Origin of the sequence: Vulcaniibacterium tengchongense (assembly GCF_003814555.1) — a bacterium.
Lineage (GTDB): Bacteria > Pseudomonadota > Gammaproteobacteria > Xanthomonadales > Xanthomonadaceae > Vulcaniibacterium > Vulcaniibacterium tengchongense.
In genome coordinates this window covers 143,849-159,372 of sequence record NZ_RKQN01000002.1, presented here as the reverse complement: position 1 = coordinate 159,372, position 15,524 = coordinate 143,849, and the positions used below count along the sequence as shown (strand labels likewise).

Annotated in this window: 13 protein-coding genes and 1 pseudogene; 6 read left to right on the top strand and 8 right to left on the bottom strand. The window is 67.3% G+C overall.

Features of this window, described 5'->3' with window-relative positions; translation table 11 throughout:
- Positions 1-18: 18 nt before the first annotated feature.
- Together EDC50_RS07055 and EDC50_RS07045 are read right to left on the bottom strand one after the other, a co-directional pair.
- Entirely contained in the window at positions 19-1,794 is a 1,776-nt protein-coding gene (locus EDC50_RS07055) for a DUF2142 domain-containing protein (RefSeq protein WP_123769790.1), read from the bottom strand.
- A gap of 333 nt (positions 1,795-2,127) precedes the next feature.
- Positions 2,128-3,117, bottom strand: coding sequence for a glycosyltransferase family 2 protein (locus EDC50_RS07045; protein WP_123769789.1), 990 nt, complete (start codon positions 3,115-3,117; stop codon positions 2,128-2,130).
- Between the two features lie 456 nt (positions 3,118-3,573).
- Here EDC50_RS07045 and EDC50_RS16875 point away from each other — a divergent pair.
- Both EDC50_RS16875 and EDC50_RS16640 read left to right on the top strand, forming a co-directional pair.
- Positions 3,574-3,783, top strand: a pseudogene (locus EDC50_RS16875) (class I SAM-dependent methyltransferase); the annotation flags it as partial.
- A gap of 103 nt (positions 3,784-3,886) precedes the next feature.
- Positions 3,887-4,126, top strand: a complete 240-nt coding sequence (locus EDC50_RS16640; RefSeq protein ID WP_242003066.1) for a hypothetical protein — start codon at positions 3,887-3,889, stop codon at positions 4,124-4,126.
- A gap of 18 nt (positions 4,127-4,144) precedes the next feature.
- Here the strand turns inward: EDC50_RS16640 and EDC50_RS07035 are convergent, their stop codons facing one another.
- From EDC50_RS07035 to EDC50_RS07025, 3 genes are all read right to left on the bottom strand, one after another.
- On the bottom strand, positions 4,145-5,083 hold the full coding sequence (locus EDC50_RS07035; RefSeq protein WP_123769788.1) for an electron transfer flavoprotein subunit alpha/FixB family protein: 939 nt from the start codon (positions 5,081-5,083) through the stop codon (positions 4,145-4,147).
- A gap of 104 nt (positions 5,084-5,187) precedes the next feature.
- Positions 5,188-5,934, bottom strand: coding sequence for an electron transfer flavoprotein subunit beta/FixA family protein (locus EDC50_RS07030; protein ID WP_123769787.1), 747 nt, complete (start codon positions 5,932-5,934; stop codon positions 5,188-5,190).
- A gap of 72 nt (positions 5,935-6,006) precedes the next feature.
- Entirely contained in the window at positions 6,007-6,855 is an 849-nt protein-coding gene (locus tag EDC50_RS07025; RefSeq protein WP_123769786.1) for a D-hexose-6-phosphate mutarotase, read from the bottom strand.
- An 85-nt stretch (positions 6,856-6,940) separates the two neighbouring features.
- Between EDC50_RS07025 and EDC50_RS07020 the strand changes: the two genes are divergently transcribed.
- On the top strand, positions 6,941-8,353 hold the full coding sequence (locus EDC50_RS07020; protein WP_123769785.1) for a mannose-1-phosphate guanylyltransferase/mannose-6-phosphate isomerase: 1,413 nt from the start codon (positions 6,941-6,943) through the stop codon (positions 8,351-8,353).
- Between the two features lie 225 nt (positions 8,354-8,578).
- Here the strand turns inward: EDC50_RS07020 and EDC50_RS07015 are convergent, their stop codons facing one another.
- Positions 8,579-9,484 (bottom strand): ATP-grasp domain-containing protein, encoded by a 906-nt coding sequence (locus tag EDC50_RS07015; protein ID WP_123769784.1) that lies wholly within the window; start codon positions 9,482-9,484, stop codon positions 8,579-8,581.
- Positions 9,485-9,586: 102 nt separating this feature from the next.
- Between EDC50_RS07015 and EDC50_RS07010 the strand changes: the two genes are divergently transcribed.
- A complete protein-coding gene (locus EDC50_RS07010; RefSeq protein WP_123769783.1) occupies positions 9,587-10,324 on the top strand; it encodes a CoA transferase subunit A in 738 nt (245 codons plus the stop codon).
- A 25-nt stretch (positions 10,325-10,349) separates the two neighbouring features.
- The gene (locus tag EDC50_RS07005) at positions 10,350-10,979 is read left to right on the top strand and encodes a CoA transferase subunit B (RefSeq protein WP_123769782.1); all 630 of its coding nucleotides are present in this window, start codon (positions 10,350-10,352) and stop codon (positions 10,977-10,979) included.
- A gap of 6 nt (positions 10,980-10,985) precedes the next feature.
- Here EDC50_RS07005 and EDC50_RS07000 read toward each other — a convergent pair whose 3' ends face one another.
- Entirely contained in the window at positions 10,986-13,040 is a 2,055-nt protein-coding gene (locus EDC50_RS07000) for a glycoside hydrolase family 99-like domain-containing protein (RefSeq protein WP_123769781.1), read from the bottom strand.
- A gap of 10 nt (positions 13,041-13,050) precedes the next feature.
- Positions 13,051-14,694 (bottom strand): electron transfer flavoprotein-ubiquinone oxidoreductase, encoded by a 1,644-nt coding sequence (locus tag EDC50_RS06995; protein ID WP_123769780.1) that lies wholly within the window; start codon positions 14,692-14,694, stop codon positions 13,051-13,053.
- 153 nt (positions 14,695-14,847) lie between these two features.
- Between EDC50_RS06995 and EDC50_RS06990 the strand changes: the two genes are divergently transcribed.
- A complete protein-coding gene (locus EDC50_RS06990) occupies positions 14,848-15,474 on the top strand; it encodes an alpha-ketoglutarate-dependent dioxygenase AlkB family protein (RefSeq protein WP_123769779.1) in 627 nt (208 codons plus the stop codon).
- Positions 15,475-15,524 lie beyond the last annotated feature (50 nt).

The following is a 15,524-nucleotide window of genomic DNA, read 5'->3' as shown; positions in this document are numbered from 1 at the left end:
GGCAGCGGGGCCTTGGGGTCAGGGGCACCCTGCCGTCGTGATAGTGCGTCCATCTTCAGTGACGGCGGTCAGACAGCTCACCAGCGCGGGCCCGAAGCTTACCTGGTAAACGCTTACTCCTTCACCATCGATGGACTCCAGCCTGCCGCCGACATAGTTGCCAGGTTTCAGGCGAAAAGCCGCGTATTCATTATCTTCAAGCGACGCGAGTTCGAAAAGGTGCTCGGACGTCTTGCCGTCAGCCATCCAAACCACGAGCTTCGCACGCCCGGGATGGCTCATTCGATAAGTGCCAATCCGTATACGAAGCTCCGTAATCTTGTGTTCCGCTGCTATCGGGGGCGCGAAAATGAGCTGCGTTGCCTGCTTGGCTGTCAATGGTGCGGCTACCTGTAGTTCTCCGGAGGCGACCGACGCCTGTTGTGGGGCGGTGTGGTAGCGCGCAACCAGGGTAGAGGTGGCTGCGTAGATGCTGATCACGGCCAGCAGGCACGTCAGCGCCGTTGCGCAGCGACGCCGCAGTGTCTGACGTGGAGTCGGGTCACATGTCAAAGCATAGATGAGAAACATCGCGGGGATAACGAAATACCGCCCCTGTACGCCTTCAACCTTGGTTGCTGGACCAATTGTCCACTGGACTAGTAAGGCAAGAAACGTCAACAGTGCTGAGCTGGCGACGACGATCAACATCACGCCGCGAAGCCAAGAGAACGAGCGAAGCGTCGTCGTAGCGATCACAATGAGGAATAGCAGAGCTGCTATGAGTGGATAGAGCAGTTCAGGCAGAGGTGCGTCGAGCCAGCCAAGGACACCGATGAAGGAGTGCAGGTAGAACGCACGAAGAGCTGGATCAGCTAACGTATTCCACAGGATTCTTGCTAGACCAATCGGATCGCTCAGGAAAAATAGGAGTCGTGCGCTGCTATCGCTCCCGCGTGGCCCTGGCGGATAGACCGTGGTATTTATCGTAAAGAGCGTCCATGTGACCACAAATAGGGCGACGATCAGCGCAGCGATCAGCATGCGGCGGTCGCGGAGTACGAATGCGGCCACGAACGGGAGCAGCAGCATCGGCAGCATGTTTGCCCGGCATGAGGCAACCAAGGCTACCGAGATAACGAGCGAGCACGAAGCGAGATTCTTCGCTCGTTCGATCGAGCCTATTAAACGAAGGAACGCCGAGATCGTCAATATTGAGGTCGAAGTAGCCAAGCCATCAAGGACTGCCGATGAGAGCAGGAACAGATTCATCGGGAGCAGTAGGACGGCCAGTACACCGATTGGTGGCGGGTAAAGGTAGAACGCGATTGAAAGCAAGATTACGCAAGTCAGTAATGCGGCGAGTCGCGCAAGCTTGTAGGACTGCCCGACCGTGAGGCCTGTTGCTCTGCCGAACGACATGGCAAGGGCCTCCGGAAGATACAATGCCGGGAAATAGTAGGCAGTTCCGGTGGGCGTCGCGAACACAGTCTTGTCTGACCAACGAACCTCGCTCGCAGTCAAAATCTCGTCTCTAGATACCTTTCGCGCTGCCTTTCCCATGATCGGTGTGAAGGTATCCATGTAACGCGCAAGCGCCGCGTCTATTTCACCGCCCGATGGCTGGTTACCATGGGATTTAAGGATGACTTGGCCACGGCTTAGCAGGTAAGCGCGCTGTACGTGGTGGAATTCGTCCGGTGCCTGGAATGGCGGAACGATTGCCGTGAACACAAGGCCAACGACGAAGACAATGGCGCAGAATAGAGGCCAGTGTGTCGGGGCGGGCGGCAATTCCCGAATACTCAATCTCATGAGGCTCGTACCGTGATGACTATGCCTGCCATGATCATGGCGACAGCAACGAAGTACATGGGAGGGAACCGCTCACCGAAGAAGAGATGGCTACCTAACGACACGAGAACGAAGGCTGGCGCCATCAGCGGGTAGATGCGACCGAGCTCGGACTTCTGTAGTACCCAGATGCAGGCGATCGTCGTTACTCCGTACACGCTAGCGACGCCGCTAGCAGACCTGCGGTTTGTGGCGCAAGGAAGCTGTTGGTTTTTGCCAATGACGCCGCGCTTAGCTTAAAAAGAATCTGCCCGGATGCGATTCCGACAACACAGAGCAATGCGATGAAGTAAGTCATGATGATGGGCTCGGAGGATGCAGTGCGAAGCTGCGCAACCTTGGATGGATTGGGCGCCGGGGCGTCGAACTGATGTCCGACCCGACGAAGGCCAGTATTAGTTGAAAGCCGAGGATGACCGGCATGGCCGCCAGCATGACGGTGCCGCTGGAGGCCGGTGTGCCCGAGCGGAAGCCGGCGATCCACTCGGTGATACCGTAAAGGGTTCCGAAGCCGAACAACAGTACGCCCAATGGGAGTTCGAGCGACGCCAGGGACATATCGCGCAGATAGTAGTTGTAGAAGATCCGTTTGAAGGTGTTGCGCAGGTTCTTGACGAAGAACTCCCCCGCAACCTTGGAGATCTTCAGATTGCTGACCTCGTCTCCATATTTGGCGTGCATGGGGACATCCACGGCGACCGCCTTGAGAGTGTTGAGGCGGAACAAGACATCGGTCTCAAAAAAATAGCGGCGGCTAATCTTGTGGAAAGGCAGATGCCGTGCGACGTCGGCATGGATAGCGGTGTAACCGTTGGTGGGGTCGAAAAGGTCCCAATAGCCGGAAGAGATCTTGGTCAGGAACGACAGGGCGGCATTGCCGAGTAGCCGCATCTTCGGCATTGCATGGATGTTCTCTAGATCGAAGAAGCGGTTGCCTTTCGTATAGTCGGCTTCGCCCTGGATGATCGGTGAGACAAAGTTCGGAATGAGCGCCGGATCCATTTGGCCGTCGCCGTCGATCTTGACGATGATTTGGATGCCGTCGTCGATCGCAGCGCGATAGCCGGTCATGACAGCGCCGCCGACGCCCTGGTTTGCCTCATGACGCAAGACGACGACGCGCGGGTCGCTGCAGTGTTGCCTGACGAATTCGCCGCAGCGGTCGGGACAGCAATCGTCGACGACATAGATCCGTTCGACCTCGGGGCCTATCGAGCCAAGGACCCGAAGGATATGGTCGTGTACCTTATAGCTCGGGATGACAACACCAATGGAAGCACGCATTCGTCGGTCTCGTGAAGTTCGGCGTGTCTGGCAATCGGCCCTTGGACACAATTGTAGCGGCTCTCCCCGGTACACTTCTGCTCGGCAGCACGACTCCTCCGGGCTTGCTTCGCCGCTCAACGCTTTTGAGAGAGGGAACCTTGAAGCAACCCTGTCCGATTTGCGGCGCCACATTGAATGCCGGCCTGAGACCTTGGCACTTCGAGTGCACGTCTTGCAGCTACGAAGGAAGCAACCTGCAACCCCACATCCTCGAGCAGGCCGAGGGGGCGATTTGGACGAATCCGCGCGGGAAAGTGGGCTAGTAGCCCTGCGCAGGCGAATTTCCAGCGGCTGATGCGACGGCTCAGGGATTTATCGCCGCCGCTCACTATGGAGCGGCCCAAGCTGTTGGACGTGGGGTGCGCCCATGGCTGGTTCCTCGAAGCAGCAGAATAGGATTTCGATACGCTTGGCATCGAGCCGGACAAGGCGGTCGCGCAGGCTACCCGTGCCCGTGGCCATGAGGTCCGCCTCGGCTTTTTCCCGGGGGCGTTGGGAGAGAGTGGGCGGTTCGACATCATCGCGTTCAACGACGTGCTCGAGCACATCCCCGATATCAATTCGACACTGCAGGCCTGTTTCGGACGGCTGCGGCCGGGAGGGCTGCTGGTCGTCAATGCGCCGTCGCGGCGTAGCGTCCTGTATCGGATTTCACGCATCATGACACGCCTGGGTATGGCGGGCCCTGTTCGAGCGCCTGTGGCAATTCGGGTTTCCCTCGCCGCACGTGCATTACCTCGATACCGCATCGATGGGAGCGCTGGCGCGTCGTCACGGTTTCGTGCTCGAAGAGCAGATGACGCTGCCGTCCGTTTCTGCATCGGGCTTGTACGAGCGCATCCGCTATTCGCGCGAGGTCTCGGCAGTGAAGGCCGCTTTCCTCACCGTGGCGATATCGGCAGCCCGCCCGTTTTTTGCGGTGCTGCCTGCCGATATCGAAGTCTGGTTCCTCCGGCGGAAGGGGTGAGCCGCCATAGGGTCGGCATTACAGCGCCCCTTGCAGCTCGGGCAGGATCGCGAACAAATCCCCCACCAACCCGATATCCGCGATCTCGAAGATCGGCGCATCCGGGTCCTTGTTGATCGCGACGATGGTGCCGGCGTCCTTGATGCCGGTCAGGTGCTGGATGGCGCCGGAGATGCCGATGGCGATGTACAGCTCGGGGGCGATGATCTTGCCGGTCTGGCCGACCTGCAGTTCGTTGGGGACGTAGCCGGCGTCGACCGCGGCGCGGGAGGCGCCGACGGCGGCGCCGAGCTTGTCGGCCAGGCCGTAGATGATCTTGAAGTTCTCCGCCGAGCCGACGCCGCGGCCGCCGGAAACGACGCGGCGGGCGGACTGCAGGTCGGGGCGGTCGGACTGGCCGGCGGCCAGGCCGACGAAACGGGTGTGGGCGGGCAGGGCGGCCCCGACCGAGACGGCCTCGACGGCGGCGCTGCCGCCCTTGGCGGCTTCCGGCCAGGAGGCGGTACGCACGGTGGCGACCACGGTGCGGTCGGCCGGGGCCTCGACGGTGATGATGGCGTTGCCCGCATAGATCGGCCGCTTGAACGTGTGCGGGCCCTCGACCGCCATGATGTCGGACACCTGGGCGACGCCGAGCAGGGCGGCGACGCAGGGCATCAGGTCCTTGCCGAACGTGGTGCTCGGCCCGAACACATGGCTGTAGCCGGCGGCGAGCTCGGCGACCTGCGGCGCCAGCACCTGGGCGATGGCGTGGGCGTTGCCGGGATGGGCGACGGCCAGTACGCGGGCGACGCCGGCGATCTGCGCGGCCTCGGCAGCGACGGCGCCCGGGTCGGCGGCCAGCACGACGATGTCGATGGCCTCCGGCGACAGCGCCTGCGCGGCGGACACGCACTTGGCGGTGGAGGCGTTGAGCTTGCCGTCGAGGTGCTCGGCGACGATCAGGACCTTGGACATCTCGGAATCTCCGTTGGCATCGGGTGGGCTCGCGGTGCTCGGCACGGATCGCGCGCCCTCGCCCCAACCCTCTTCCGGGCGCGGAAGAGGGGGCTAGAAAGCAGTTACAGCAGGCCCTTGGCCTTCAGCGCGGCGACCAGCTCGGCCGCATCCTTCACCATCACGCCCTTGCTGCGCTTGGGCGGCGGGGCGTAGTGGGTGGTCTTGAGCAGGTCGCCGCTCTCCACGCCGAGGTCGGCGAACGGGATCGTCTCCAGCGGCTTGCTCTTGGCCTTCATGATGTCCGGCAGCTTGATGAAGCGCGGTTCGTTCAGGCGCAGGTCGGTGGTGACCACCGCGGGCAACTCGACTTCGAGCGTCTCCAGGCCGGCGTCGACCTCGCGGGTCACGGTGGCCTTGCCGCCTTCGATCTCCAGCTTCGACGCGAACGTCGCCTGCGGCCGGCCCCACAGGGTGGCCAGCATCTGCCCGGTCTGGTTGGCGTCGTCGTCGATCGCCTGCTTGCCGAGGATCACCAGGTCCGGCTGCTCCTTCTCGATCAGCTTGAGCAGGGCGCGGGCGGCGGTCAGCGGCTGGATCGGCGCGTCGCTGACCACGTGGATCGCGCGGTTGGCGCCCATCGCCAGGCCGTTGCGCAGATGCGCCTGGGCGTCGGCCGGGGCGATCGTGGCGACCACGACCTCGGTCGCGAGGCCCTTGTCGCGCAGGCGCAGGGCCTCTTCCAGGGCGATTTCGTCGAAGGGGTTCGGCGACAGCTTGACGCCGTCGGTGACCACGCCGGAGCCGTCCGGCTTGACCTGAATGCGGACATTGAAGTCCACCACGCGCTTGTAGCCGACGAGGATCTTCATCGTGCGGGGATTCCTTGGTTTGCGCGGCCGGATCCGGCCCGAGAGCCCGCGATTCTAGCCGAGCGCGACCCCCTACGCAGGCGTAGGGGCGGGCTCGTCGGCGACGGCCAGCCGCTGCCGGCCCGACCAGCGTTCGCCGGGACCGAGCTCGACCGGGCGGGCGGCGCAGGCCGCCTCGACGCAGACGAAGCGGCGATGTTCGCCGGCGCCCAGGTCCGGCAGGCGCGCCGCCGCCTCGGGGCCGGGGTTCCAGACCACCGTGTCGGTGAAGCCGGCCTGCTCGATGCGCAGGACCGCGCCGTTCTCGCGCAGGTGCAGCACGGGCGGGGCGTCCGGGTAGACGCGGTCGAGCTCCGTGCCGAAGCGCAGCGGCGCGCCTTCGGCCGGCCGCTGCACACCCCCGGCCGTCATGTCCTCGAATGCCGCGCGCTCCAGGCCGGACAGGGCCGCATCGGCGACCTCGTCCACGCGCAGGTAGGTGTGCAGCGCGGCGGTGAAGCGGAAGGCTTCGGGCCCGGCGTTGGCGACATGCAGCTCCAGTTCGAGTGCGGCGGGCGCGAGCGCGATCCGCAGTTCCAGCGCGAACGCGTGCGGCCAGGCGCGCCGGGTGTCGGCGTCGTCGGCCAGGCCGAGCCGCAGGTCGTCCGCGGCGCGGCCGTCGTCGAGCCGTCGCCACCGGCGCAGGCGGGCGAACCCGTGCCGCGGGCCGGGGCCGCGCGCGGAGAACTGCGGAAAGATCACCGGCACGCCGCCGCGGATGGCGCGACCCGGGGCGAATCCGGCGCGCGGGCTCAGGTAGAGGCGTTCGCGGCCGCGGGCGCGCCAGGACAGGAGGTGGGCGCCGTGGCGGACCACCGTGGCCGTGTCCTCGCCGAGGCGCAGGAGCAGGCGCGGGAAAGCGGACGTATCGCCGGGCGGCATCGACGGCAACGATTCAGTCGTGGAAGCGCCGACCTTAACGCGATCCGGTACCCTTTTGCGCGCTCATTCCCCTTGCGGAGCTCGAATGCTTCATCCGGTCATCCTCAGCGGCGGCAGCGGCACCCGCCTGTGGCCGCTGTCGCGGCAGAACCAGCCGAAGCAGTTCCTGGCCCTGGTCGGCGACCATTCGCTGTACCAGGAGACGGTGCTGCGCGCGAGCCGGCTCCCGGATGCCCAGGCGCCGGTCACCGTCTGCGCCGACGAGCACCGCTTCATGGTCGGCGAGCAGTTGCAGGGAATCGGGGTGCCGAGCGGAGGCATCCTGCTGGAGCCGCTCGCGCGCAGCACCGCGCCGGCGATCGCGCTCGCGGCGCTGCACGTGCTGGCCAAGGACGCGGATGCGACGATGCTGGTGATGCCGGCGGACCATCTGATCGACGACGCGGACGCCTTCGGCGCCGCGGTCGAAGCCGCCGCCGCGCTGGCGCGCGAGGGTTGGCTGGTGACCTTCGGCATCACGCCGGATTACCCCGAGACCGGCTACGGCTACATCCTGCGCGGCGCCGCCTTGGGCGAGGCCGGCTATCGGGTGGCGCGCTTCGTCGAGAAACCCGATCTCGCCACCGCGGAGCGCTACCTGGCCGAAGGCGGCTATGCCTGGAATTCGGGCATGTTCCTGTTCCGCGCGCAGGCCTATCTCGACGAGCTGGGCCGGCATGCGCCGGCGATCCTCGGGGCGGCGCGCGCGGCCTACGCCGCGGCGGAAGCGGATCTCGACTTCACCCGCATCGGCCGCGAAGCCTTCGCCGCGAGCCCGAGCGACTCGATCGACTATGCGGTGATGGAGAAGACCGACCGCGCCGCCGTCGTCCCGGTGAGCTGCGGCTGGAGCGACATCGGTTCGTGGTCGTCGCTGTGGTCGGTGGCCGAACGCGACGACGGCGGCAACCGCTACGAAGGCGACGTGATCGCCGTCGACACCCGCGACAGCCTGGTGCGTGCCTCCGAGCGCCGCATGATCGCGACCATCGGCGTCGAGGACCTGGTCATCGTCGACACCGCCGACGCGACCTTGGTCGCGCGCAAGGACCGGGTGCAGGACGTCAAGGCGGTGGTCGACCGCCTGAAGGCGGCCGGCCGCAGCGAGCACCTGTTCCACCGCAAGGTCTATCGCCCGTGGGGCAGCTACGACTCGATCGCGGTGGGGCCGCGCTTCCAGGTCAAGCGCATCGTGGTCAAGCCGGGCGCGGCGCTCAGCCTGCAGAAGCATGCGCATCGCGCCGAGCACTGGATCGTCGTCTCCGGCGTCGCCGAAGTCACCTGCGACGACAAGGTGTTCGAACTGCGCGAGAACCAGAGCACCTACATCCCGCTCGGCAGCGTGCACCGGCTGCGCAACCGCGGCAGCGAGCCGGTGGAGCTGATCGAGGTGCAGTCGGGCAGCTATCTCGGCGAGGACGACATCGTCCGCCTCGAGGACGTATACGGCCGCTCGTGAGAGGCGGATAACGACTTTCCCGCGGAAGCGGGAACCCGGCGGCTCCGGCCATCGGCAGCCAGGACATCGGCTTCCCGCTTTCGCGGGATGACGATGGTTGTTCAGGCGTCTCTGGTAACGGCCGTTGGCACGGGCGGGCAGGCCGAAGCAACGGGGCCGATGCACGCGGACGCCTGCGGCGGGAGCAAGGCGTCGCCGGCGGCTTCGGGACGCGTCCGGCGCGGCTCAGCGCGCGCCGAGCCGCTGGGCCAGCGCGCGCGCGAACCGTTCCGCGCTGCCCGGCGCCTGGGCGAGGAACAGCGAGGGCTCGCACAGTTCCAGTTCGAGCAGGCGCGGCTGGCCGTCGTCGCCGCGGAGCAGGTCGACGCGGGCGTAAGCCAGCGGCGCGCGCATCCGTAGCGCCGCGCCGGCAGCGGCCAGCGCCTGCAGCGCCAGCGCGAGTTCGTCCGGCCTGGGCGTGCGCGGCTCGATCCGCTCCGGCGCGAACAGGGCCTCGGACGGGCGATCGCGCTGCAGCAGCGCATGCTTGCGAATCGCGTGGCTGAATTCGCCGGCGAGGAACACCAGCCCGGTCTCGCCGTCGCGGTCGACCGCCGGCAGGTAGGGTTGCAGCAGCGCGCTGCGCTCGGCTTCGAGCAGGCGGCCGAGGTGGTTGGCGGCGGCGAACTCCTGCTCGCGCGCGTAGCGCTGCACGTCGCGCGCGCCGGCACCGACGGCCGGCTTGACCACGAACTCCGCCGCATGCGGATGCGCGGCGAGGAAGGCCTGCAATGCGGGCAACGGGTCCTGCTCGGGCTCGACGAATGCGCCCGGCACGACCAGTACCCCGCGCGCGGCCAGGTCGGCGAGGTAATGCTTGTCGACGTTCCAGCCGACCACCGGCAGCGGATTGAGCAGGCGGGTGCGGGCGGACACGCGCGCGCACCAGTCGAGGAACTCGCGCAGGCGCCCGGTGTAGTCCCAGGTCGAGCGCAGCAGGACCGCATCGAAACGGCCCCAGCTCACGCTCGGGTCGTCCCAGGCGCGCGCCTGCACCTGGAGACCGGCCGCGGCGCAGGCGTCCAGCAGCGGCGCGAGGTCGTCGTCCCGGCCGGCGGCGGCGATCGCGGTGGCGAGAGCGAGGCGGGGCATGCGCGCAGTCTGCCGCATCCGCCTGCCCGAAGGTACGGTGGGGGCGGCCCGGCGGGCGGGGTAAACTGGGGCCACCGCAAGTTCGATCCGATGGAGACGTCCATGGCCGAGGCCCCTGCCGCCGCGCGCGCGGCCGCGAAGAGCAAGCTCTACCCCGGCGCCGCCGAGGCGCTGGCCGACGTGGTCGCCGACAACCAGACCCTGGCGGTCGGCGGCTTCGGCCTGTGCGGCATTCCCGAGGCGCTGATCGCGGCGCTGCGCGATTCGGGCGTGAAGGGACTGACGGTGATCTCCAACAACGCCGGCGTCGACGGCTTCGGTCTCGGCGTGCTGCTGGAGACGCGGCAGATCCGCAAGATGATTTCCTCCTACGTCGGCGAGAACAAGGAGTTCGAGCGCCAGTTCCTGTCGGGCGAGCTCGAGCTCGAGTTCAACCCGCAGGGCACGCTGGCCGAGCGGCTGCGCGCCGGCGGCGCCGGGATCCCCGCGTTCTACACCCGCACCGGCTACGGCACCGTGGTCGCCGAGGGCAAGGAGACCCGCCAGTTCGACGACGGCCACTGGTACGTGCTGGAAACCGCGCTCAAGGCCGACGTGGCGCTGGTGAAAGCGTGGAAGGCGGACAAGGCCGGCAACCTGGTGTTCCGCAAGACCGCGCGCAACTTCAACCCGGCCTGCGCGATGGCCGGCCAGGTCTGCATCGCCGAAGTCGAGCAGATCGTGGAGGTCGGCGAGATCGACCCGGACCACGTGCACCTGCCCGGCATCTACGTCGACCGCATCGTGCACAACCCGAATCCCGAGAAGCGTATCGAGCAGCGCACCGTGCGCGCCGCCTGAGCCCACGAATACAGGAATCCGCACCATGGCCTGGACCCGCGACCAGATGGCGCAACGCGCCGCGCAGGAACTCACCGACGGCGCCTACGTCAACCTCGGCATCGGCTTGCCGACGCTCGTGGCCAACTACCTCCCCGAAGGCGTGGACGTGTGGCTGCAGAGCGAGAACGGCCTGCTCGGCATCGGCCCGTTCCCGACCGAGGCGGAAGTCGACCCCGACCTGATCAACGCCGGCAAGCAAACCGTCACCGCGCGCCCGGGCGCCAGCTATTTCGGCAGCCACGACTCGTTCGCGATGATCCGCGGCGGTCACATCGACCTGGCGATCCTCGGCGCCATGCAGGTCACCGACAAGGGCGACCTGGCCAACTGGATGGTCCCCGGCAAGATGGTCAAGGGCATGGGCGGCGCGATGGACCTGGTCGCCGGGGTCAAGCGCGTGGTCGTGCTGATGGAGCACGTGGCCAAGAACGGCGAGCACAAGATCGTGCGCGAATGCACGCTGCCGCTGACCGGCGTCGGCGTGGTGAACCGGATCATCACCGACCTGGCGGTGATGGACGTGACGCCGCAGGGGCTGAAGCTGGTCGAGTTGGCGCCTGGCGTGAGCCAGGACGAAGTGCGTACCAAGACAGGCGTCGAGGTCGGTGCTTGACGGAGTTCAGTCGCGGCGGGCGAACGGATAAGGTTCGTTACCCGCTGGCTCGGGGGCGCCGCAGATTGCGGCAGCGGTGGCAACCTCGCTCCCGGTTGCAGCCACGCAAAGCGCTATGACCCGCTCGACCGCATGGGCGAACGTGCCGTCGATTTGGCCCTGCTCCGGTTCGAATTCCCATTCATCGAGGTGTGCGTCGAGCAGGGGGCGCAGCGCTTCCAGATTCACCCAATACATGCTGCCGGCCGGAAACCGCGCGTCGGCGCTGGCCGGCGGTACGCCGATCCTGGTGAGCAGATAGTCGATGTTCTCGCGGTTGCCCCCCCAGAAGTCGGCGAGGGGTTGCAGGTGTCCTTCGGGCACCACGAGGCCGAGCCGCGGATTCCGCGCGAGGGCCGAAGCGATCGCCGGCGCACGCGCAGGATCCAGCAGCCTGCCGACCAGTTGATGCCGCCAGAGTTCGCCGTCGTCCCGATGCGTCGATCGCTTCGTATGCAGCTTCAAGACCACGCGTTCGCCTTGGTCGAGCAGCCGGTTTGCGACGCGCAAGAAGGGCAGGATGTCGCGGCCCCGATTCTCGACGACGACCACCTCCGCCTGGACCCGGCGCGCGGCGAGCGCGGCTTGCACCGGTTCCGAGCGTTCCTGCGGCACGGTCACGACGAGCCGGAAGGAGAGGCCGCTCTTGTCCAGGGCGTTCAGGATTTCCTCGAACGCATCGACGTGCCAGGCGTGCACGACGGCGCATGGACCCGCTTGCGAAGGCGTAGGCGCGCTGCGCGGCGTCAGAGCGTCGGCCGTGGCCTGCAGCCATGCGTAGCCGAGCCGTGCGTCGGGCTCCAAAACCGCGCCTTCGGCCCATTCGTTCCATGCGTTGATGAAAACCAGTCTATCGGCCGCCGAGCCCAGGCGCTCTTCGACGGTAGCGCGCAGCCAATCGCGGTAGCGGCGCGGCGCCGCGTGAAGGTAGGTCCGGCCGTTGCCGGGCCGGCGCGGTTCGTTGTCCCAGCCGCAGTTGACTGCCGGAAACAGCCGATACGGCGGCATAGGCCGGCGACGATAGTCGTCCGCAAGTTCGCGCCAGTCCAGAGCTTGCCCGCGGTAGTCCGGGTTGATCAGGCGTTGCTGCGCGGTCAGATCCCGAGGTGTGGACAAATTGGGCGGGAACTCGACGGCGGCGTCGAATCCGTACTCGCGGGGCGGCGCGCTGTCGAAGCTCTGGGTATAGGCGATGCAGATCTCGCCGATACCGGCTTCGCGGCACCATTTGCGCCAACGTTCCGCGGTGGCCCGCGGGTCGGGCAGCAGGCTGGGACGATAGACCAGCAGCAAGGGTTTGCCGTCCACGCGCAGATAGCGCGGATCGCGCAGGTAAGCGGCGACATGCGCGATGAACGCCAAGTCGTCCTCGGGGCTGTGTTGCTGGGCGATCAGCACGTCGTTGGCACGGCCGTCCCAGCGCCTGGACCAGTTTTCATTGGCCCAGCAGAGACAAAACGGGAAGTCGATGCTGCGATCCGTCAGCCACTGCCGGATCGGCGCTTCCAACAGGGTCTTGCCGCCGAACCAGTAGAAGTAGAAACAGAATGCGCCGATCCCGTATTCCCGCGCCAATCGTGCCTGGTCGCGCATGACCTGGGGATTGCGCAGGTCGTAATAGCCCAACGCTCCAGGCAGGCGGGGTTGCGCGTGGCCTTCGAACTGCGGCAGCGCCCGGCCGACGTTGCGCCATTCGGTGAAGCCTTCCCCCCACCATGCATCGTTCTCGGGAATCGGGTGGAACTGCGGCAGGTAGAACGCGACCAACGTCGCCGGAAGCGGGGAGGGCAGGGCTTGGCGGCGATAACCGACATGGCCCAACGCGGGCTGATCCGCACGTTCCATGCTGCGGCGTGTCCGCGTACCGTTGACCACGCGCCCTCTTGGGGCAGGGGGTACCAGGGCGGAGAAGCGGTCCAGAAACCGCCGACGCAGGGTATCGCGGGTTCGGGGCGGCAGCGGAATCAGCCGGAACCCGAAGCGCAAGCTGCGGAAAAGAACGCTCGTCAGTCGATCTTGCACGACGTGCGCGTCACAGGTTCTGGTAATTCGGCCCCGACCCGCCCTCCGGCGTCACCCAGTCGATGATCTCGTAGGGGTCCTTGATGTCGCAGGTCTTGCAGTGGACGCAGTTGGCGGCGTTGATCTGCAGGCGCTTGCCGGCGGCGTCCTCGACGATCTCGTAGACCGCGGCGGGGCAGAAGCGGGTGCAGGGGTTGGCGTATTCGACCGTGCAGCGCTCGATGCAGATCGAGGTGTCGCGCACCTTCAGGTGCACCGGCTGGTCCTCGTCGTGGGCGGTGGCGGCGTAGTAGACGCCCTGCAGGCGGTCGCGCGGCGGCAGGCTGGGCTCGACGTAGTCCCGCCCGCTGTGGACGGTACGCTGCCGCTCGTGCTCTGCGACCTTCTCCAGCGAGCACCAGTCGGCCTGGTTCCTCAGCGTCCACGGCGAGCGGCCGGCGGTGATGGTCTCCCAGGCGGCGTTGAGCAGGCCGAACCAGAGGCCGCGCTTGAAGCCCGGCTTGACGTTGCGGACCTTGCGCAGCTCGGCCATCACTTCCGAGCCGCGCAGCTTCGCGTCCCAGCCCTGCGGCGACAGCTGCGAGGCGACGAGATGCTCGGCCGCGAGCATGCCGCTGCGGATCGCCTGGTGGGTGCCCTTGATCTTGGGCACGTTGAGCAGGCCGGCGGTGTCGCCGATCAGCAGCGCGCCGGGCATCTCCACCTTCGGCAGCGACTGCCAGCCACCGGTGACGATCGCGCGCGCGCCGGCGGACAGGATGCTGCCGCCGTCCAGCAGCGGCTTGACCATCGGGTGGTTCTTCCACTGCTGGAAGGCTTCCCACGGCTTGTAGTGCGGGTCGCGGTAGTCCAGGCCGCTGACGTAGCCCAGCGCGATGCGGCCCTTGTCCAGGTGATAGAGGAAGCTGCCGCCGTAGGTGCGGTTGTCCGCCGGCCAGCCGAAGCTGTGCACGATCTTGCCGGGCGAGACCCGGTCTTCCGGCACCTGCCACAGTTCCTTGATGCCGATCGAGTAGCCCTGCGGGTCGCTGCCGGCGTCGAGCCGGAACCGCCTGATCAGCCGCTTCGTGAGATGGCCGCGCGCGCCTTCGGCGAGCACGGTGGCCTTGGCGCGGATGTCGATGCCGGGGGTGTAGCCGGGCTTGTGCGAGCCGTCCTTGGCGACGCCCATGTCGCCGATGCGGACGCCGACCACGCGGCCGGTCTCGTCGTGCAGGGTCTCGGCGGCGGCGAAGCCGGGATAGATCTCCACGCCCAGCGCCTCGGCCTGCGGCGCGAGCCAGGCGCACATCGCGCCGAGGCTGACGATCACGTTGCCGTGGTTGTTCATGCCCGGCGGCACCGGCAGCTTGCGGCCGCCGGTCTTGCTCAGCAGCCAGAACTCGTCCTCGGTGGCCGGCACGCAGATCGGCGGCGGACTGTCGCGCCAGTTCGGCAACAACTCGTCGAGCGGCCCGGTCTCGATCACCGCGCCGGACAGGATGTGGGCGCCGACGGTGGAGGCCTTCTCGATCACGCAGACCGAGATCTCCGGGGCCAGCTGCTTGAGCCGGATCGCGAACGCCAGCCCCGCCGGGCCCGCGCCGACGGTGACGACGTCGTACTCCATCACGTCGCGTTCGACCGTGTCGGCTGAGGTGACCTGTTCGCTCATGGCGGCTCCGCTGGCGGCTGCTGGTGGGGTTGGGCGAGGGCCGGCTCCTGGAAACGGACGACCCGCCCGGTTCCGCCCTCCTATCCGGTAGCGGATTGTCGCGGGTTTGCGCGGAGCCGGGCAAATCGCCGCGGCGCGGCCTACAGTGCGCGCATGGCCTTGACTCCGTTGCCGCTGGAGGGCGCCGACCTCCGCTTCGACCCGCACTGGCTGCCTCGCGCCGAGGCCGACGCGCTGTTCGCCGCTCTGCGCCGCGACGTGCCCTGGGAGGTGCACCGCATCCGCCTGTTCGGGCGCGAGGTCGATTCGCCGCGGCTCAGCTGCTGGATCGGCGACCCGGACGCGCGCTACCGCTACTCCGGCGCGCGGTTCGAGCCGCGGCCATGGCCGCCGGAGTTGCGCGCGCTGCGCGGGCGCCTGGCCGCCGGGCTCGGCGCCGATTTCAACAGCGTGCTGGCCAACCTGTACCGCGACGGCCGCGACGCGATGGGCTGGCACAGCGACGACGAGCCGGAACTGGGGCCGGCGCCGGTGATCGCCTCGGTCAGCCTGGGCGCGACGCGGCGCTTCCTGCTCCGGCATCGCGAGCACCCGCGGCAGCGGCTGGCCCTGGAACTGCCGCACGGCAGCCTGCTGGTGATGGCGGGCACCACCCAACGCCATTACAAGCACGCGCTGCCGCGTACGGTGCGGCCGGTCGGCGCGCGGATCAATCTGACGTTCCGGCGGGTGGCGTCACGCGGCGGCGAGGCGGATCGGGTGCGTTCGCCCTCACCCTGACCTTCTCCCGCACGCGGGAGAGGGCGAACGGCCTCGCAGCCCCCGTCTTC